The 18714-nt window shown below is 44.3% G+C and carries 15 protein-coding genes; 11 read left to right on the top strand and 4 right to left on the bottom strand.

Going from position 1 to position 18714, the window contains the following annotated elements:
- Window positions 1-2: 2 nt before the first annotated feature.
- Window positions 3-1136, bottom strand: a complete 1134-nt coding sequence (locus MKZ05_RS09240; RefSeq protein ID WP_339159863.1) for a sugar diacid recognition domain-containing protein — start codon at window positions 1134-1136, stop codon at window positions 3-5.
- Between the two features lie 125 nt (window positions 1137-1261).
- On the opposite strand from MKZ05_RS09240, the gene MKZ05_RS09235 reads away from it, so the two are divergent.
- Complete coding sequence (locus MKZ05_RS09235; protein ID WP_106035446.1) at window positions 1262-1840, top strand: branched-chain amino acid aminotransferase; 579 nt, start codon at window positions 1262-1264, stop codon at window positions 1838-1840.
- Between the two features lie 20 nt (window positions 1841-1860).
- Here the strand turns inward: MKZ05_RS09235 and MKZ05_RS09230 are convergent, their stop codons facing one another.
- Window positions 1861-2622 carry a DeoR/GlpR family DNA-binding transcription regulator gene (locus MKZ05_RS09230; RefSeq protein ID WP_137055659.1) on the bottom strand — a complete coding sequence of 254 codons (762 nt, stop codon included), beginning with the start codon at window positions 2620-2622 and terminating at the stop codon, window positions 1861-1863.
- A gap of 122 nt (window positions 2623-2744) precedes the next feature.
- Between MKZ05_RS09230 and MKZ05_RS09225 the strand changes: the two genes are divergently transcribed.
- The 10 genes from MKZ05_RS09225 to MKZ05_RS09180 all read left to right on the top strand — a co-directional run bounded on the left by MKZ05_RS09225 (window position 2745) and on the right by MKZ05_RS09180 (window position 14863).
- Window positions 2745-3551 (top strand): tyrosine-protein phosphatase, encoded by an 807-nt coding sequence (locus MKZ05_RS09225; protein ID WP_339159857.1) that lies wholly within the window; start codon window positions 2745-2747, stop codon window positions 3549-3551.
- A gap of 24 nt (window positions 3552-3575) precedes the next feature.
- Window positions 3576-5117 (top strand): family 10 glycosylhydrolase, encoded by a 1542-nt coding sequence (locus tag MKZ05_RS09220; protein WP_339162321.1) that lies wholly within the window; start codon window positions 3576-3578, stop codon window positions 5115-5117.
- Between the two features lie 142 nt (window positions 5118-5259).
- The gene (locus MKZ05_RS09215) at window positions 5260-6402 is read left to right on the top strand and encodes an acyl-CoA dehydrogenase family protein (RefSeq protein ID WP_339162319.1); all 1143 of its coding nucleotides are present in this window, start codon (window positions 5260-5262) and stop codon (window positions 6400-6402) included.
- 42 nt (window positions 6403-6444) lie between these two features.
- A complete protein-coding gene (locus MKZ05_RS09210) occupies window positions 6445-8082 on the top strand; it encodes an AMP-binding protein (protein ID WP_339162318.1) in 1638 nt (545 codons plus the stop codon).
- 8 nt (window positions 8083-8090) lie between these two features.
- Entirely contained in the window at window positions 8091-9440 is a 1350-nt protein-coding gene (locus MKZ05_RS09205) for an acetyl-CoA carboxylase biotin carboxylase subunit (RefSeq protein WP_310023980.1), read from the top strand.
- The gene (locus tag MKZ05_RS09200) at window positions 9437-9652 is read left to right on the top strand and encodes an acetyl-CoA carboxylase biotin carboxyl carrier protein subunit (protein ID WP_050944834.1); all 216 of its coding nucleotides are present in this window, start codon (window positions 9437-9439) and stop codon (window positions 9650-9652) included. The genes MKZ05_RS09205 and MKZ05_RS09200 overlap by 4 nt, the downstream gene beginning before the upstream one ends.
- Before the next feature lie 11 nt (window positions 9653-9663).
- Window positions 9664-10572, top strand: a complete 909-nt coding sequence (locus tag MKZ05_RS09195) for a hydroxymethylglutaryl-CoA lyase (RefSeq protein WP_212046639.1) — start codon at window positions 9664-9666, stop codon at window positions 10570-10572.
- A gap of 14 nt (window positions 10573-10586) precedes the next feature.
- Window positions 10587-11369: an enoyl-CoA hydratase gene (locus MKZ05_RS09190; protein ID WP_137055664.1), complete on the top strand. Its 783-nt coding sequence runs from the start codon at window positions 10587-10589 to the stop codon at window positions 11367-11369.
- 18 nt (window positions 11370-11387) lie between these two features.
- A complete protein-coding gene (locus tag MKZ05_RS09185; protein WP_137055665.1) occupies window positions 11388-12911 on the top strand; it encodes an acyl-CoA carboxylase subunit beta in 1524 nt (507 codons plus the stop codon).
- 14 nt (window positions 12912-12925) lie between these two features.
- Complete coding sequence (locus MKZ05_RS09180; RefSeq protein ID WP_339162315.1) at window positions 12926-14863, top strand: AMP-binding protein; 1938 nt, start codon at window positions 12926-12928, stop codon at window positions 14861-14863.
- Window positions 14864-14957: 94 nt separating this feature from the next.
- Here the strand turns inward: MKZ05_RS09180 and cysI are convergent, their stop codons facing one another.
- Complete coding sequence (gene cysI, locus MKZ05_RS09175) at window positions 14958-16676, bottom strand: assimilatory sulfite reductase (NADPH) hemoprotein subunit (protein ID WP_339162312.1); 1719 nt, start codon at window positions 16674-16676, stop codon at window positions 14958-14960.
- A 37-nt stretch (window positions 16677-16713) separates the two neighbouring features.
- Window positions 16714-18534 carry an assimilatory sulfite reductase (NADPH) flavoprotein subunit gene (locus MKZ05_RS09170; protein WP_339162311.1) on the bottom strand — a complete coding sequence of 607 codons (1821 nt, stop codon included), beginning with the start codon at window positions 18532-18534 and terminating at the stop codon, window positions 16714-16716.
- Window positions 18535-18714: the final 180 nt, after the last annotated feature.

Raw genomic sequence — 18714 nt, 5'->3', positions numbered from 1 at the left:
TTCTACAAAATATCGGGCTTCTCGCCTCGTTTATTTGGATGATGATCTAATAGCATCAAGGCTAAATAAAAGAGCATCGCATCTTGCATGCGTTTCGGATCAAGGGTCGTTAAATCTTGGATACGTTTTAGCCTGTAATGCAGTGTATTGATATGTACGTGCATCGCTTCCGCAGTATATTTCAATGAGCAATCTGACGTCATGAGTACACGCAATGTTTTCACTAGTTCAGGGTAGGGGAGAAGCGGGACAATCGTTCGATCAAGGAACACTTCTTTTGTTTCCTGACTCACTTCTTCTATAAAAAGTTCAAGTGTTAAATCTTCATCAAACACTATCGGTGTATCTGCATTCGCCATTTTTAAGGCACGAAAGGCTTGATGAAATGATTGCTTCATCATCTGTCCAGCTGCAGGTTTTCCCGCACCTATCAAAACCTTTGACTTAGAATGTGCGGTGAGCGCAGCATGGATGTGAAAAAGACGTTGCTGCAAGGTATCACGATCATTTGCTGAGGTTTGCAGCATGAGCAAAAAGCGGGCTTGGCCCCAGCGGACGATCATTTCCTGATTGGTGAGATGCAGCATTTCCTTCACTTTTTTGTATTGATCCTGCTTCATAAACGATTCATCGTGACAATCAATGAGGACGACCGCACGCTGCTTATTGATATCAAGCTGAAGCCGCGCTGCTTTTTCAGTGAGATCGATGGCTGTCTCTGGCAGATGAAGCCAGTCGAACACAAACGCTTCAAGCTGCCGTTCATCGGTTTCCGTTTCTAGAAAAAATTCATGTTCTTGAATAAGCAATTCGGTCATTTTTCTTAATATTTCGCCAAATGGAGAGACATGGACGGGATCTCCTGTCATCCCAATCACACCAATGACCTCTTGCTTAAAATAAATAGGCAGATTGATGCCAGCTTTGACCCCTTTCATTCGTTGCTCATCATCCTTTGTAAGGATTCGTTTTTGTCCTTCAAAGGATGTCAAATATGCCCCTTCATGAAATTGACCAATGCGCGCTGGATCTGTTGCCGCTATGATGGTGCCGTTTGTTTGTGTAATGATGATTTCCTCAGTCAGCACCTTTTTGACCTCGTCTACGATTTTTTCTGCCAATGTCATTGTGAGCAAAACGTACCCCTCCGAGATGTATCTTTTGACACTATCATACCATCATATGCTGAGTCATATCTTTCTTTTCATGAGTTATGCTAAAATAATACACGCACGTGAAGGAGAAGAAAGGAGACATAGCCATGTCGCTACAAAATCGCTTACAAGATTTATTGAAAGAAGGACAAGCGCTGACAGACTTTGAATATGACGAAGCGGCGCGCTACAATTGGCCTTTAGAGGGTGCAAGAATAAAGGAAGAGGCACGCTTTAGCGATGTATATATAGAGCGTGTAGACAAAGAATCCGAGGACATGATTCAATCAGAGGGCGCCTCATTTCTAAACACACCGCTTACATATGTAAAACAACATCAAAAAGAATTCATTTATATCGAATCAAAGTGGTTTGATGTGGTGAGAGTCGATGGATTAGCCATTGAATGGGACGAAGTATTTCAAACGTATACCGTGTTATTCGGCTTCAAACGTCCTAAAAAAGACACAGGCATTCTAAAGGACATGCTGGCTTCATTAAATGGTGCGCAGCTTCAATTTAATGGGCAAGACGGCTTGTTTGATGTGAATTTACAGCTTCTTGAGCTTGAGGACATCCATGAAGATATGCCCTTTATTGAAGTCATCTCAGCCGTGTACCGCTTTTTATTCCGCTTGATCATGCAGCTTGAAATGAATGAATCAAACAACGGCTCAAATTCCTGAGCCGTTGTTTTGTGATCCATCTATTTTGATGAAGGCGTGACAAACCGTACATCATGCTCTTTTCCATATTGAAGATAATCTTCACTTGGCTGTTTATTCGTCACGACGACATCAAGATCTTGCAAATGACAAAATGTGGTCAAAGCGTAATGATTAAATTTACTATCATCCACTAATAAAAACGTTTTGGCACTTTTTTCAACAACCGTCTTTTTAATATCCGTTTCAAGCGGGGACGAATTCGTGACGCCGTGATCAATGGATAAACCAGTTGATGCGATAAAGGCTTTATTGACATTGTAAGCTTTCAAACGCTCTACACTTTGATAGCCAACGAATGAATTCGTTTTTCTCTCAAGCATCCCGCCGGTGGAAAAGATAGTGAGATTCTCATAAGGCATCGCCTGTGTGATGAAATCTACATTATTGGTCACAACAGTCACCTGTTTCTCAGTCAAATAGGGAAGCATCTCAAGTGTTGTCGTACCAGAATCAACAAAAATCATATCCCCATTTTCCACAAAAGCAGCTGCTGTTTGACCAATCAATTGCTTTTTACTCAGCTGATGGGTCTTTCGCTCCTGATATACTACTAATGTTGAATGATTCACAGCCACTCCGCCATATACTTTTTTGAGCACGCCGGACTCGACCAATGCTTGTACATCTCGGCGTATCGTGTTTTTTGAAACGCCAAAATGCGCCACAAGCTCATCCAGTGAGGCAGATTCCCGGTCAAACACATACTCTTTGATTTGCTGAATCCGTTTTGTTTTGATCATGCTACATTTCTCCAATCCAACCGTATGTCCTTTTTCCATTATACCAAATGGCTTCTCTTTTCCCCATCTCGATAAAAGCGTATGATAGAGAAAAGAACGTAACGGAAAGGACTTTCACTTCTATGAATCAATCAAACACCCCATTTTCAAAGCTTGCGAATTTTAGAGAAGTAGGGGGACTTCACACAACAGATGAAATGGTGATCAGGGAGGGGATGATTTATCGATCCGCAGATTTGTCCCGTCTGACGAAACAAGATATCGAGACGTTTTCGACCCTTGGGATTCAAACTGTTTGCGATCTCCGTACAGCCTCAGAACGCAAATCACATCCGCCAAAGATCAAGGAACATAACAAAATCGTCCATATTCCCATGCATCCTGACAGTAAGATGCCAAGTAAATGGACCATGTTTCGTATGCTGGTAGCAGAAGGGAAATCTTTCACTTTCACACCGATTATGAAGGATTTATATCAAAGCATGCTCACAGAGCGTAAAGAAGAAATTCAGCAACTGTTCACACTTCTTTCAGATAAAAGCAATTACCCGCTGATGCTTCACTGCACAAGCGGTAAGGACCGGACAGGCTTTTTATCTGCCCTCATTCAATTAGCAGCAGGTGTACCGATGTCTGCCGTTTTAAGTGAATACATGCGCTCTAACGAAGGGGTGAAAATGCTTGTCAGAAGGCAGCAGCGATTTGTCCGGATGATGAGTTTATATCGGGTATCAAAAGAGCAAATTCAGCCGCTTCTCGGTGTGCAGCAAGATTATCTGGAAGATGTGCTAAACGAAATGATGGAGACATACGGGAGTGCAGAGCGGTATTTAATCGAGGCTTGCGACATACCTGAAGCCCAGCTCAAGGAAATGAAAAACATCCTGCTGACACCATCTGCTGGCATTCGATCTCAAAAAGCGGAATAAACTGATGATGAGGTGATGCAAAAAATGGTGAAAAAGATCTGTATGACGTGTCTAACACTAATTTTAATGTTTGTATTCTTATTGATTCCTTCTAGCAGTCTAGCTCGTCCAATCCCAAAAGGGAAGCTTGAAAGCACAAGAGAGATGCGCGCAGTATGGATCGCATCGGTTTATAATTTAGATTGGCCTTCAAAGAAAGGGCTGCCTGTCAAAGAGCAAAAAGAAGAGTTTATTCATTTGTTAGATGAGATCAAAGCGATGAATATGAATGCCGTGATCATGCAAATTAAACCGACAGCAGATGCCTTTTACCCTTCGGCATACGGGCCGTGGTCCGAATATTTAACCGGCACGCAAGGGAAAGATCCCGGGTATGACCCGCTTGAATTCATGATCGAAGAAGCTCATAAACGCGGGCTCGAATTTCACGCTTGGTTTAACCCGTATCGCATCACAATGAATCATACCGATCTCAGCCGTTTATCAGCCGATCACCCGGCAAAAAAACATCCTGATTGGACCATTGCGTACGGAAATCAGCTTTATTTCAATCCAGGCATTCCAAAAGCTCAGGAGTTCATTGTCGGCGGTATAGAAGAAGTCGTGAAAAACTACGATATTGATGCAGTGCATATGGATGATTATTTTTACCCGAATAAAATAGCCGATGTGCCGTTCCCAGATCAAGAAACGTATGAAACATATGGAAAAAAGGCATTTACGCATATAGAAGATTGGCGAAGAGATAATGTGAACCAATTGGTCAAGCAAATCAACGACACCGTGAAAAAAGTAAAGCCGTATGTGAAATTTGGTATTAGCCCATTTGGAGTATGGCGCAACATAAAGGATGATCCGACTGGTTCAAATACCACAGCAGGGATGACCAATTACGATGATTTGTATGCTGATACAAGAGAGTGGATTCAACAGCATGATATCGACTATGTCACCCCGCAAATTTACTGGAGCATCGGTTTTCAGGCAGCCGCCTATGACGTGCTCACGAAATGGTGGTCAAATGAAGTGAAGGGAGAGCCTGTTCACCTGTACATTGGTCAGGCGTCGTATAAAATTAATCAAAACAGTGATCCTGCTTGGTCAGATCCAGAAGAATACTTTCGGCAGATCCAGCTAAACAGACAGTCACCTCTCGTACAGGGAAGCATGCACTTTAGCCTAAAGGATATCAACCGTAACCCTTTGAATGTCAAAAATCGATTGATAGAAGATGCGTACCGTAAACCGGCTCTCATTCCAGAAATGCCTTGGCTTCATCAGAAAGCGCCAAAAAAACCAATCATTCAATCTATTAAAAAAACAGCAGATGGTGCAGCTTTACAGATCAAAAATGATCCGCAATCTACCGCATCCTATTATGCAGTCTATCGATTGACGACGAAAGGAACATATGAGTTGCTTCAAACTGTTAGAAAAGAAACTGGTACGCTGACATCCGTCAAAGATGATCTTTCAGTTCACCAGAATAAGAGTGTTACTTACAAAGTAACGGCTCTCAATCGTCTTCATCACGAAAGCAAACCTTCTACAAAAAGAGTGAGATAACGAAAAAGCATGAATGAGGATTTTCTTCGTTCATGCTTTTTTCTATTATTTTTGTTTTAATTTTCTGAATTCAGCCAAGCTTGGCATGAAGCAGCCACTTGATTAATAAATATGATAGAAAAGAGCCAAAGGGGGAAACACGATGGATTTTGAATTAACGAAAGAACAACAAATGATTCGGCAGATGGTCAAAGAATTCGCCAAGGAAGAAATTGCACCACTCGCTCAAACCATTGATGAACAGGCTATATTCCCAGCCCAAACTTTTCAAAAAATGGGGGAGCTCGGCTTGATGGGCATTCCTTTTCCAGAGAAATACGGAGGCTCAGGAGGAGATACAATCTCATATGCGCTCGCTGTAGAAGAAATCGGAAAACAGTGTGCCAGTACAGGTCTTAGCTATGCCGCGGCCGTTTCCTTAGGCGCAAGCCCGCTGTATTATTTCGGTACAGAGGAACAAAAAATGGATCACCTCGTCCCGCTGGCATCTGGAACAGCACTCGGTTCCTTCGGTTTAACAGAGCCAAATGCAGGATCAGATGCTAAAGGGACGAAAACAAAAGCGGTCAAAGACGGACAAGAATATGTGATCAGCGGGGAGAAGTGCTGGATCACAAACGCCAATTTTGCCAGAACCATTATCGTCACAGCGGTCACGGATCATGATGAGCACGGACGCTCGATCATCTCCGCCTTCATTGTAGAAAAAGGGCAAAAAGGGCTGACCATTACAAATCCATACGACAAAATGGGGGTGCGCGGTTCAGATACAGCTGAAATTATTTTAGACAACGTACGTGTACCAGCTCATCATATATTAGGAGATCCAAACAAAGGCTTCAAGCAATTTTTATACACTTTAGACGGGGGGCGAATTTCGATTGCTGCCTTATCAGTTGGCATCGCGCAGGCTGCACTTGATGCCTCACTATCCTATGCTAAGGAAAGAAAGCAATTTGGGCAGACCCTTTCTTCCTTCCAAGCCATTCAGTTTAAGCTGGCAGATATGGCGATGCAAATAGAACTCGCTAGACAAATGGTGTGGAAAGCCGCCTGGCTGAAAGATCATGGCAAGCCATTTACAAAAGAAGCTGCCTATGCCAAGCTTTTCGCTTCAGAAATGGCGACAAAAGCAAGTCTTGATGCTGTCCAAATTCACGGAGGAACAGGCTATATGAAAGAGTGCGGGGTAGAACGGCTTGTGAGAGATGCCAAGCTCATGGAAATTGGAGAAGGCACCTCTGAAATTCAGCGTTTAGTCATCGCAAGACAATTGTTAGCTTAATTCTGTTGTGAAAACGCTTACTATTGGTGGAGGAGGAAATTCATGATGTCGATTCATCCACAAACGATTGGCTCCCTATTAAAAGAGAAAAAGGAGCAGCACCCAGCACATGAAGCCATTGTGTATCCAGAACGTTCATTACGTTATTCATACGAAGCGTTTTTTAAAGAGGTCAAGGAAACAGGGAAAGGTCTTATGGCATTAGGCGTTCAAAAAGGAGATCATATCGCCATTATGGCACCCAATGTACCTGAATGGCTCATGCTGCAATTCGCCTGCGCTTCTATTGGAGCCGTTCTTGTCACCGTGAATACGAACTTTCAATCACAAGAACTCGCTTACTTACTAAAGCACTCTGATAGCAGCATGCTGTTTATCGTAGACGGGTTTAAAGAGACATCCTATGTCAGAATGCTTGAAGACCTCATCCCAGAGCTCCAAACAGCTCATCAGGGCGAGATCACTTCAACAGCATTTCCATATTTAAAAAGTGTCGTTTATATTGGCAAGCACACGCCAAAGGGCATGCGCAGCTGGGACAGTATTCAAGCTGCTGCCAAAAGAACGGAGGATGATGAATGGGAGAAACGAATGGAGGAGCTAACGCCTGATGACGTCATTAATATGCAATATACGTCAGGGACAACCGGCTACCCAAAAGGTGTCATGCTCAGCCATACAAACATCGTCTGCAATGCCAGTCAAATCGGAGATTGCATGAAGCTCACCCGTGAAGACCGCGTGTGTATCCCCGTGCCGTTCTTTCATTGCTTTGGGTCTGTTCTTGGCGTACTTGCTTGTCTCGCAAAAGGTGGCACGATCATTCCAATTGAATCTTTCCACCCAGAGCGAGTCCTTCAAACAGTGGAAAAAGAGAAGTGCACGGTTCTTCACGGCGTCCCGACAATGTTCATCGCAGAGCTTGATCATCCGAATTTCCACAAGTACAATCTGTCCACATTACGCACCGGCATTATGGCAGGATCTCTCTGCCCATCCCATGTGATGAAAGCCGTCATTGAACAAATGGGTCTGAAGGAGCTCACGATTGCCTACGGCCAGACTGAAAGCTCGCCTGTCATTACCCAAACAAGAACGGATGATTCATTTGAAAGGCGGGTTCAAACAGTCGGACGGGCGCTTCCTCACATCGAGGTAAAAATCACCGCCCCAGGTACCCCATATGAAGTACCAAGAGGAGAACAAGGCGAGCTGTGCACGAAAGGCTATCACGTGATGAAAGGCTACTATAAAAATGAAGAAGCCACAAATGAAGTCATTGATGAGGACGGGTGGCTTCATACAGGAGATTTAGCGGAGATGGATGAGGATGGCTATGTGAAAATCACAGGACGGCTGAAAGATATGATCATTAGAGGCGGGGAAAATGTTTATCCAAAAGAGATTGAAGACGTTCTTTACACGCATCCAGCCATTCTTGATGCACAGGTCGTCGGTATTCCTGACGAGACTTACGGAGAAGAAGCCGCCGCTTTCATTCGGCTCAAACAAGGTCGCACGGTGACGATTGAGACATTAACCAGCTACTGTCAGTCACAAATGGCACGCTACAAAATTCCGAAATATTTTTTCATCACAGACGAGTATCCGATGACCGCCTCAGGGAAGATTCAAAAATTTCGTCTGAAAAAACAGGCACTTGATCTAATAAAGGAGTGAGGGCAGCGATGTTCAAAAAAGTATTGATCGCCAATCGAGGCGAAATTGCTCGTCGAATTATTCGGACTTGTAAAAGGCTCGGGATCAACACCGTGGCTGTTTATTCAGAGGCAGATCAGCATGCACTTCATGTGCAAGAAGCAGACAGCGCCTATCTTATTGGAGGTGCAAAAGTATCTGAAAGCTATTTAAACATGGAAGTGATCATCGAGGTAGCCAAGCAGACAAATACAGACGCCATCCACCCTGGGTATGGCCTTTTATCAGAAAATGCCGCCTTTGCAGAACGCTGCCGCAGCGAAGGAATCGCTTTTATTGGTCCATCTGCACAGGTCATTCAGCGCATGGGGAATAAAATTGAAGCGAGAAAAACGATGGATCATGCGGGAATCCCCATTGTACCTGGCGTTTCAGCACCTCTCCATGACGCAGAAGAAGGAGTCAGTAAAGCGCAGTCACTCGGTTATCCGATCATGCTCAAGGCATCAAGCGGAGGCGGAGGTATCGGCATGCAGCTTGTCCGAAATGATGAGGAGCTGCGTAAAGCTTTTGAGGGAAATCAAAAAAGAGCGCAAAGTTTTTTTAACGACGGGACGCTTTATATGGAAAAGGTCATTGAAGACGCGCGGCACATTGAAATCCAGGTCCTCTTTGATTCATTTGGCCACGGGGTTCACTTATTTGAGCGCGACTGTTCACTCCAGAGAAGACACCAGAAAATCATCGAAGAAGCACCAGCTGCCTGTCTCGATGAATCCGTAAGACAAGAGATGGGACGGGTGGCGGTGAAAGCAGCCAAAGCCATTGGCTATGAAAATGCAGGGACAATTGAATGTTTAGTCGATCAAAACCAACAATTTTACTTTTTAGAGATGAACACGAGATTACAAGTAGAGCACCCTGTCACAGAAGAAATTACAGGTATTGATCTTGTCGAGGAGCAACTGAAAATCGCTGCATCAGAGCCGCTTTCCTTCAATCAGGGGGACATTCATCAAATCGGGCATGCCATCGAGGTCAGAATCTATGCGGAGGATCCCGTCACCTTTTATCCGTCACCAGGAACAATCACTCGGCTATCTATACCAGAAGCTCCCTATATACGCCATGAATCAAGTGTGACAAGCGGGAGCGTCATTACCCCATATTACGATCCAATGATTGCGAAGATGGTCGTTTACGGTGATACACGAAAACTTGCAATAGAACGATTAAAACAGGCGTTACAAGCATATGAAATAGAAGGGATCAAAACCAACTTACCGCTTTTGAGGGAAATGGCTGGATCATCTGCTTTCTTACATGGCAGGATCACAACCGATTTTCTCATGAAAAAAAGGGAGGGGAACCGTTCATGAAAACGGTCACGATACAAATGGCGGGAAACTTATGGAAGCTTCTTGTGAAACAAGGCGATGAAGTGCAAAAAGGGCAGGAGGTCGCTATCTTGGAATCAATGAAAATGGAGATTCCAATAGTGGCAGAAGAGGCAGGTGTCATCAGCAAAGTGTATAAAAGAGAGGGAGAATTTGTCGATGAAGGGGAGGTTCTTCTAGAGCTGACAGAATAGGGGGAAGCGAGATGGCATTACCAAAGCGTGTACTTATTAGGGAGGTTGGCCCGCGGGACGGATTGCAAAATGAATCCACTTGGCTGGACACAAGTGAGAAACAAAGATGGATTGAACTGCTCACAACAGCCCGGCTTCCTTATATTGAAGTCACCTCATTTGTTCATCCTAAATGGGTCCCAGCCTTAAAAGACGCCAAAGAGTTAGCCCAATCCTTACACAAAAGAGGCGACATCACCTATGCAGCACTCATTCCTAACGAAAAAGGCTTAGCTCACTTTTTTGAAGCAAATCTTGACACAGGCGCTATGTTTATCTCCTCGAGTGAAACACATAACAAAAAGAATATGAATCAATCCATCCACGAAACACTTCCTGTCATCAAACAAATGACAGCTGATTTAAAAGTAGCAGGAAAACAGACACGCGCATATATTTCCACCGTGTTTGGCTGCCCTTATGAACATCAAGTGCCGATGGATCAAGTGTTGCGGTTAACGGATATGCTGCTTTCTTATGGCATTGATGAAATATCACTCGGTGACACCATTGGAGAAGCCCATCCGCTTCAAGTAGAAAGACGCTTAGACATTTTACTTGAACGTTTTCCTGCTGATAAAATCGCTCTTCATTTTCATGATACGAAAGGGATGGGTCTTGCCAATATTTATACGGCATTAAAAGCTGGAATCACCACATTTGACGCCTCTAGCGGCGGGCTAGGCGGCTGTCCATATGCGCCTGGCTCTAGTGGAAATGTCGCGACAGAAGATGTCGTGCATATGCTTCAAAAACTAGGAATTGAAACCAATATCGATTTTCCAGCATTGATAAAAGCGGCAGAATGGATCGAATCAAAAGTAAATCGAACCTTGCCTAGTCATTGTTTACGCGCTTTTCACTCTCATACTACTTCATAAAGGATGAATGTGACATGACATCATTGGTCAATTTTACGATACAAGATGAACAGATTGGAATCATGACCTTAAACAGACCAGCACAAGCAAATTCCCTATCTGCTGCGATGCTTGAGGAGATCAATCAACTCATTCAAGAAATCAAACATGATGAAAGCATCCGCTGCCTGCTCATGACAGGAGCTGGTTCTAACGTTTTTTGCGCAGGTGCTGATTTAAAAGAGCGACGATTGATGACAGAAGAAGAAGCAAAAGCGGCAGTTCTGTCAATTCAGCAAACCTTTACAGAACTTGAATCCCTTCCTGTACCTGTCATTGCCGTCATGAATGGACACGCACTTGGCGGAGGACTTGAGCTCGCACTGGCTTGTGATATTCGCATCGCACGAGCCGGAGCAAGACTCGGTCTGCCAGAAACAGGACTAGCTATCATACCAGGGGCAGGAGGGACGCAGCGGCTTCCTCGTCTCATTGGACTCGGTAAAGCAAAAGAACTCATTTTCACAGGTGCTTCATTACAAGCTGAAGAAGCCATTCAAATTGGACTAATTGAGCACCTCTCTTTAGCAGATTCCCTTATGAATGACGCCATTTCTCTCGCAAAACAAATCGCCAAAAACGGCCCAATTGCTTTAAAAGAAGCGAAACGAGCGATTCAAATGAGTCTTGATCACGATCTGCGTACAGGTTTGATGAAGGAATACGAAGCCTATGTACGGCTCATTGATACAGAAGATCGAATGGAGGGTCTTCAAGCTTTCCAAGAAAAACGAACGCCTCAATACAGAGGCAACTAGCAAGAAAGGGGAATGGGCATGATTGAAGAATATGAAGTGAAAAAACAGCGGATTGTCAAAGGAGGAGCTGAACGATACCATCAAAAAAACAAAGAAAAAGGAAAATTGTTCGTCCGTGACCGGCTCCAGTTGTTATTAGATCAGGATTCGTTCATTGAGGATGCGATGTTTGCCGAGTGTAAAGATGAGCATTTACCAGCAGATGGTGTTGTTACAGGGACGGGGCGGATGAATGGGCAAACCGTATGCGTTATGGCAAATGATTCTACTGTCAAAGCTGGATCATGGGGCGTCAAAACGGTCGAAAAAATCATCAGAATCCAAGAAACAGCAGAAAAGCTCAACTGCCCAATGCTGTATTTAGTCGACTCTGCGGGTGCTAGAATCACCGATCAAATTGCGATGTTTCCAGGCAGAAGAGGAGCGGGACGCATTTTTTATAACCAAGTGAAGCTGTCTGGACGTATCCCGCAAGTTTGTTTACTATTTGGTCCTTCTGCGGCAGGAGGTGCTTATATTCCTGCTTTTTGTGACATCGTTGTGATGGTCGAAGGGAATGCCTCGATGTATTTAGGCTCTCCGAGAATGGCCGAAATGGTGATTGGAGAAAAAGTAACACTTGAAGAAATGGGCGGGGCAAACATGCACTGCAGCATATCAGGATGTGGTGATATTTTAGCCAAAACCGAGGAAGAAGCCATTCAAATCGCTCGCGACTATTTAACCTACATGCCTGCCAACTATACAGAAAAACCAAAACTGGCAGCCGCAAAAGCACCTAAAGCATCTGAGAGGACCATCCAAGACCTTATTCCTAAAGGGCAGAATACCCCTTTTGATATGTATCAGCTCATTGATTTACTCATTGATGAAGGATCATTTTTTGAAATCAAAAAACTGTTTGCCGCAGAGCTGATCACAGGCTTTGGCCGCATGAACGGGCAGCCTGTCGGTCTTATTGCCAACCAGCCGAGGATAAAAGGCGGGGTGCTGTTCCATGACTCAGCTGACAAAGCTGCCAAGTTTATTCAGCTATGTGACGCCTTTCATATCCCGCTCCTTTTCCTTGCGGATATACCGGGATTTATGATCGGAACAAAAGTGGAACAAGCTGGCATTATTAGGCACGGGGCGAAAATGATCTCCGCTATGTCAGAGGCAACCGTTCCGAAAATATCGGTCATTGTGCGTAAAGCATACGGTGCAGGTTTATATGCAATGGCAGGACCAGCGTTTGAACCAGACTGCTGTCTTGCTCTTCCATCAGCGCAAATTGCTGTCATGGGGCCAGAAGCGGCTGTAAATGCTGTCTATGCAAATAAGATTGCCGAATTGCCTGCTGAAGAGAGAGCTGCATTTATCCAAGAGAAACGCAAGGAATATCAAGAAGATATGAATATATATGAGCTTGCATCTGAAATGATTGTCGACGGCGTCATCCCGTTCGACCACCTGCGAGATGAGCTTTGTCATCGATTACAAGCCTATTCCTCAAAAGAGATGACATTTACAAGCCGAAAACATCCGGTCTATCCGGTCTAAAGGGGGGCAGCCTCATGATGAACATGAAACCAGTATGGAAACCGGAAGAGCAGATGATCAAACAGACACGTCTTTACCAATGGATGCATTCGCTTGGTTTTTCTACTTATGATGCATTCTACAAAGCTAGTATCGAGCGTACCGATTGGTTTTGGAGAGAAGCTGAAAAGGCGGTCGGTATCAAGTGGAAGATGCCGTATGAAGCCGCATTAGGTCAAGATTCACTCATGTGGCCAAACTGGTATAAAGGCGGCCAACTCAACATAACCGAAACGGCCGTGGACAAATGGGCAGAGAACAAAGAAGCGCAGCATCAGCCAGCCGTGATTTGGAAAAACGAAATGGGCGAAGAGAGGAGATGGACGTATCTCGATCTTCAGGAAAAGGTGAATCGCCTCGCTGCTGGCTTTTTGAAGAATGGGCTTCAAAAAGGAGATGTGGCAGTCATTTATATGCCGATGCTTCCTGAAACGGTCGCTGTCATGCTAGCCTTTGCAAAAATTGGCGTTATCTTTAGCCCCGTCTTCTCTGGATATGGAAGCGAGCCTCTTGCCGTACGTATTCGTGCGTCAGGTGCAGCCATTGTCGTTACAGGCTCAGGCATGACGCGCCGCGGGAAGAAGATCAATATGCGGGAATGTGCAGCAGAAGCCATAGGCAAAACCACGACCGTCAAAACCGTCATTGTACACACCTCCTCTGATACTGAATATGAAGGAGATATCAGGCTAAATGATTTGTTAAAAGAAAATCCGATAAGTGAAACGACCTATCTCTCAAATGAAGAGCCTCTCATGATCTTATACACTTCTGGAACGACTGGTACGCCAAAAGGAGCGGTTCATACACACGCAGGATTCCCTGTAAAAGCAGCTTTTGATGCCGGTCTTTGTATGGACGTTGCAAAAGGAGACCGCTTGTTTTGGCTCACAGATATGGGCTGGATGATGGGGCCATTTCTCGTCTTTGGCGGCTTGATCAATGGAGCTGCGATTGTTTTATATGACGGCGCACCCGATTATCCAGATGGACAGCACCTCTGGTCATTCATTCACGAGCAAAAGATCACCCACTTTGGCCTTTCACCTACGTTTGTTCGATCCGCGATGCAGCAAAATCTTGCAGGTATAAAGCTGCCGCATGTCAAAGCCATCATATCTACAGGTGAGCCATGGAATGAAGCACCATGGCAATGGCTTTTTGACAGTATTGGTCATAAGCATATTCCAATTCTCAACTATTCGGGAGGAACAGAAGTCTCAGGCGGAATTGTAGGAAGTACGCTGCTTCGCCCAATTAAACCAGTCCTTTTTAATGCGGTGATTTTAGGAATGGCAGCTGATGTATATAATGAAGCAGGTGAGAGCGTCATAAATGAAGTAGGAGAGCTCGTTGTGAAAAAGCCATGGGTTGGCATGACATGTGGGTTTTGGAAAGATCCTAAGCGTTATGAAGACACGTATTTCAAACGATTTGATGGGGTGTGGACACATGGGGATTGGGTGGTGCAATCAGAGGATGGCACGTTTCATATCACTGGCAGGTCGGATGATGTCATTAATACAGCAGGAAAACGTGTCGGTCCAGCAGAAATTGAATCCATTCTTGTCGGACACCCAGCTGTACACGAGGCCGCTGTGATTGGGGTAAAGGATGAGGTGAAGGGGGAGGCACTCGTGTGCTTCATCGTGAGCAGCCCGCAGTCTTGTGACGAATCAAAACTGATTCAAGAGCTCAAAACTCATGTTGGTTCATTTGCGGGAAAAGCGCTCACGCCAAAGGAAATTCATCTTATTTCAGCTTTACCGAAAACAAGAAACGGAAAAATCGTCCGGCGTTTATTAAAAGGAGCTTATGAACAGCAGCCTTCATCAGATCTTTCTTCTTTAGACAATCCTCATGTGTACAAAAGCATTTGCGAGTACTTGAAACGGAAACAGAACAGCGTGTAAACAAGAGCCATCGCATCGGTGTTCAGGTCTGCGTGCCGGTACTCGTTCTTCCTTCCTAGGGATGAAAAAAGACAGGAGAGTGTCCTGTCTTTTTCTATTGCACATGAAAATTCGTGCCATCTGTTGTTTCTTTGACAATCCCTGCCCGAACAACAAAATCACCGAAATGTTCTTGGTCTTCTCGTTCTTTTGCATAGCGGGGGAGAAGAGAGCCAAGCTCGTTTAAAATCTCTTCCTCACCAACATTTTCACGGTACAGCTTACTTAATCTGCTGCCATCAAACGCAGCGCCAAGATACATGTTGTATTTGCCAGGTGATTTGCCGATAAAACCAATTTCACCTAGCGCATGACGGGCACAGCCATTTGGACAACCAGTCATACGAATCGTGATTTCTTTATCACTTAAGCCGTTTTCTTCGACAATCTCTTCAATTTTGTCAATCAAGCGCGGGAGGTAGCGTTCTGCTTCTGCCATTGCTAAGCCGCATGTTGGAAGAGAAACACAGGCCATTGAACTGCGGCGGAGTGCAGAGTGCTGCTGACCAGCTGATAAACCGAACTCCTGTATGAGCTGCTCGATTTGTTTCTTTTTATGAGAAGTGACATTTCCAATGATCAAATTTTGATTCGCTGTTAAGCGGAAGTCACCCGTATGAATTTTTGCGATTTCACGAATGCCTGTCATCAGCGGATAATCATCATAATCTGTGATACGTCCGCCTTCTACAAACATCGTATAATGCCATCTGCCATTGATGCCTTTTACCCAGCCATAGCGGTCCCCATTATGATCAAAGTGATAATCTCTTGCGCCTAAAAGGGCAAACCCGAGGCGGCGCTCCAGCTCTTCTTTTACATTCTCAAGACCAAGGCGGTCCACTGTATATTTAAAGCGGGCATTTTTTCGCACGGAACGGTTTCCGTAGTCACGCTGAATAGTAATCACTTGTTTCGCAATCTCTACAACTTGTTCCGGTGTACAAAAGCCAATTACTTTTGCAAGCTGAGGATAGGTCGCTGTATCACCATGAGTCATACCCATTCCGCCGCCAATTGCGACATTAAAGCCGATTAATTGCTCATTTTCGATGATCGCAATGAAGCCTAAATCCTGCGAAAAGACATCAATATCATTAGCAGGAGGGACCGCCACTCCAATTTTGAATTTCCTTGGTAAATAAAGCGGGCCATACATCGGTTCAACTTCTGTATCTGGCGTTGCCGCAACCTTTTCCTCATCAAGCCAAATTTCGTGATACGCTCTTGTTTGCGGAAGCAGGTCATCACTTAATTTTTTCGCCAGCTCGTATACATCATGGTGCACTTCTGATTGATAGGGGTTTGATGTACACATGACATTCCGGTTCACGTCGCCGCAAGCAGCAATTGTATCAAGCATAGTAGAATGAATGTCTTGAATGGTTTTTTTCATATTCCATTTTAAAATACCGTGAAGCTGAAAGGTTTCACGAGTAGTCAGCTTTAACGTACCGTTTCCGTATGTTTGAGCAAGCTCATCCATCACTAGCCACTGCTTAGATGTGGCGATTCCGCCAGGCAGGCGTACGCGCAGCATAAATTGATAGGCAGGCTCAAGTTTTTGTTTCTGCCGTTCATTTCTGAGGTCCCGATCATCCTGTAAATAGCTGCCGTGATGTTTCATCAGGCGGTTGTCATCATCAGGAATTCCCGCTGAAATCGGATCAAGCATTACTTCTTTTAACGTACCCCGTAAATAATCACTTTTTTCTTTGATTTCTTCTACGTCGCTCGGAGGTCCATCCGGCGCTGTTAATGCTGTCTTCACCATGTAAGTAAAAGCTCCTTTCTTTCAAGCATCAAGTCCATTAATATACGTCGCGCTGATAGCGTTTTTGCTGCTGCAAGTTAGCTAGATAGCTTTCTGCTTTCTCTTTGCTCATCGCTCCTTCTTCTTGGATAATCGATAGAAGGGTACGATGCACATCATGCGCCATATGCTTTTCATCTCCGCAAACATATACATACGCACCTTGCTCCAGCCATTCGAATAATTCTTTACTTTGTTTCTTCATTTGATGCTGAACATATACTTTTTCGTCTGAATCTCTTGAAAAAGCCACATCCATTTTCGTTAAGACGCCATCTTTTAACCACTTTTGCCATTCGGTTTGATATAAGAAGTCCGTCACAAAGTGCTGATCGCCGAAGAATAACCACGACTTTCCGCTTGCACCGATTTCTTCTCGTTCCTGCATAAACGAACGGAAAGGGGCGATACCTGTACCTGGTCCCACCATAATGATCGGTGCATCAGGGTTTTTAGGAAGCTTAAAGTTTTGATTGTGCTGAATATAAACAGGCAGCGTATCACCTGGCTCTAAGCGCTCTGCACATAGAATGGAGCAGACACCTTGACGTTCTCTTCCGTGCGCATCATATCTCACAGCACCGATCGTCAAGTGAACTTCTTCTTCATTCGCTTTCAGACTGCTTGCAATCGAATAAAGGCGGGCAGGAATTTTTCTTAAAATCGCAGTAAAGTCTGCGGCTGTTCCTTCAAAAGGACCGAAGTCGCGCGCAGCATCGACTAAATCTCTTCCTGCTAAATACGCTTTTAACTTTTCTTCATTTCCTTCTTCTAAAAGGGCATGGAGGGCTTCATTTTTCGTCAAGTCCGCCAACTTTTGAAGAAGGGGTTTTGTTAATACTGTAATCTCAAAATGTGAGGTAAGTGCTTCTTTTAAAGGAAGAGTGTCACCGTTTTTATGAACAGTTACGGCTTCTTCCACGCTCCATCCACATGTCGTGATCAGTTCATCAACAAGCGCAGGATCATTTGTTGGATAAATTCCAAGGCTGTCACCTGGTTCATAAATAAGTCCTGATCCTTCTAATGAAAGCTCCAAATGGCGGGTCTCTTTGTTAGAGCCGCGGCCATTTAGATTGATATTTTCAAGAACTTCCGCATAAAAAGGATTCGTTCTTGAGTATTCAGTAGCTGCTGTTTGGTTGCTCTCTCCTGCTGATTCTTGCGGGAATGCTGCGGCTTCACCTTCGCTAAGTGACGATGTCACCCCTTGAAGCCATTCAGAAAACGGCTCATCATAATCAAGGTCACAATCCACTCGGTCTGTCAGGCGCGTCCCGCCAAGCTCTTTGAAGCGCTCATCAAATTCTTTTCCAGTCTGACAGAAGAATTCGTAGGAGCTGTCGCCAAGTGAAAGAACAGAAAAGTTTAAATGATCGAGCTTTGGCGCACGTCTACCATGGACATATTCATGGAAAGAAAGGGCATTATCAGGCGGATCTCCCTCGCCATGTGTGCTGACGATCATCAGTAAATTGTGTATTTTTTTCAGATTATTTGGTTTAAAATCTGACATAGAAGAGAGCGTCACTTGAAAACCTTTCTCCTCAAGATGCTGCGCTGTCTTTTTCGCTAATCCTTCGGAATTACCTGTTTGTGAGCCATAAATGACGGTCACATCTTTACTGACAGGCTGCGCAGGTACTGCGGCAGAAGGAGAAGGGGCTAGAGTAGCTGTTTCTGATCCGGTTAGAGCTGCCTGTGCTGATAAATAACCGGTAAGCCAAATTTTTTGTTGATCTGTTAAAGTCGGAAGCAGCTGATTAAGCAAGTCTGCCTGCTGCTGACTAAACGGACTGTTCAATACATGAAGTTGCAACGATATCCACCTCACAAGGAATATAAACATAGATTAATTCGATAGGAATTATATATATAGGTTCAATTTGAACTTTACCGAAAGTTTGCCATTAAGTAAAATATATAATATTGATTGTCATGATTAAGATTTCTAATACCTTTATAAGATGAATGAACTTGAAGGTGAATCAGTTTAACT

It is taken from the genome of Bacillus sp. FSL M8-0277, from assembly GCF_037975305.1.
GTDB classification, from domain to species: Bacteria; Bacillota; Bacilli; order Bacillales; family Bacillaceae; genus Bacillus; species Bacillus pumilus.
This window is presented reverse-complemented; position numbering and strand designations above follow the sequence as displayed.

Bases quoted from the DNA above. Each gene is read 5' to 3' on its own strand.
- MKZ05_RS09235 (WP_106035446.1), top strand. From the start codon at position 1,262: ATGTCGCTACAAAATCGCTTACAAGATTTATTGAAAGAAGGACAAGCG.
- MKZ05_RS09230 (WP_137055659.1), bottom strand. From the start codon at position 2,622: ATGATCAAAACAAAACGGATTCAGCAAATCAAAGAGTATGTGTTTGAC.
- MKZ05_RS09225 (WP_339159857.1), top strand. From the start codon at position 2,745: ATGAATCAATCAAACACCCCATTTTCAAAGCTTGCGAATTTTAGAGAA.
- MKZ05_RS09220 (WP_339162321.1), top strand. From the start codon at position 3,576: ATGGTGAAAAAGATCTGTATGACGTGTCTAACACTAATTTTAATGTTT.
- MKZ05_RS09215 (WP_339162319.1), top strand. From the start codon at position 5,260: ATGGATTTTGAATTAACGAAAGAACAACAAATGATTCGGCAGATGGTC.
- MKZ05_RS09210 (WP_339162318.1), top strand. From the start codon at position 6,445: ATGATGTCGATTCATCCACAAACGATTGGCTCCCTATTAAAAGAGAAA.
- MKZ05_RS09205 (WP_310023980.1), top strand. From the start codon at position 8,091: ATGTTCAAAAAAGTATTGATCGCCAATCGAGGCGAAATTGCTCGTCGA.
- MKZ05_RS09200 (WP_050944834.1), top strand. From the start codon at position 9,437: ATGAAAACGGTCACGATACAAATGGCGGGAAACTTATGGAAGCTTCTT.
- MKZ05_RS09195 (WP_212046639.1), top strand. From the start codon at position 9,664: ATGGCATTACCAAAGCGTGTACTTATTAGGGAGGTTGGCCCGCGGGAC.
- MKZ05_RS09190 (WP_137055664.1), top strand. From the start codon at position 10,587: ATGACATCATTGGTCAATTTTACGATACAAGATGAACAGATTGGAATC.
- MKZ05_RS09185 (WP_137055665.1), top strand. From the start codon at position 11,388: ATGATTGAAGAATATGAAGTGAAAAAACAGCGGATTGTCAAAGGAGGA.
- MKZ05_RS09180 (WP_339162315.1), top strand. From the start codon at position 12,926: ATGATGAACATGAAACCAGTATGGAAACCGGAAGAGCAGATGATCAAA.
- cysI (WP_339162312.1), bottom strand. From the start codon at position 16,676: ATGGTGAAGACAGCATTAACAGCGCCGGATGGACCTCCGAGCGACGTA.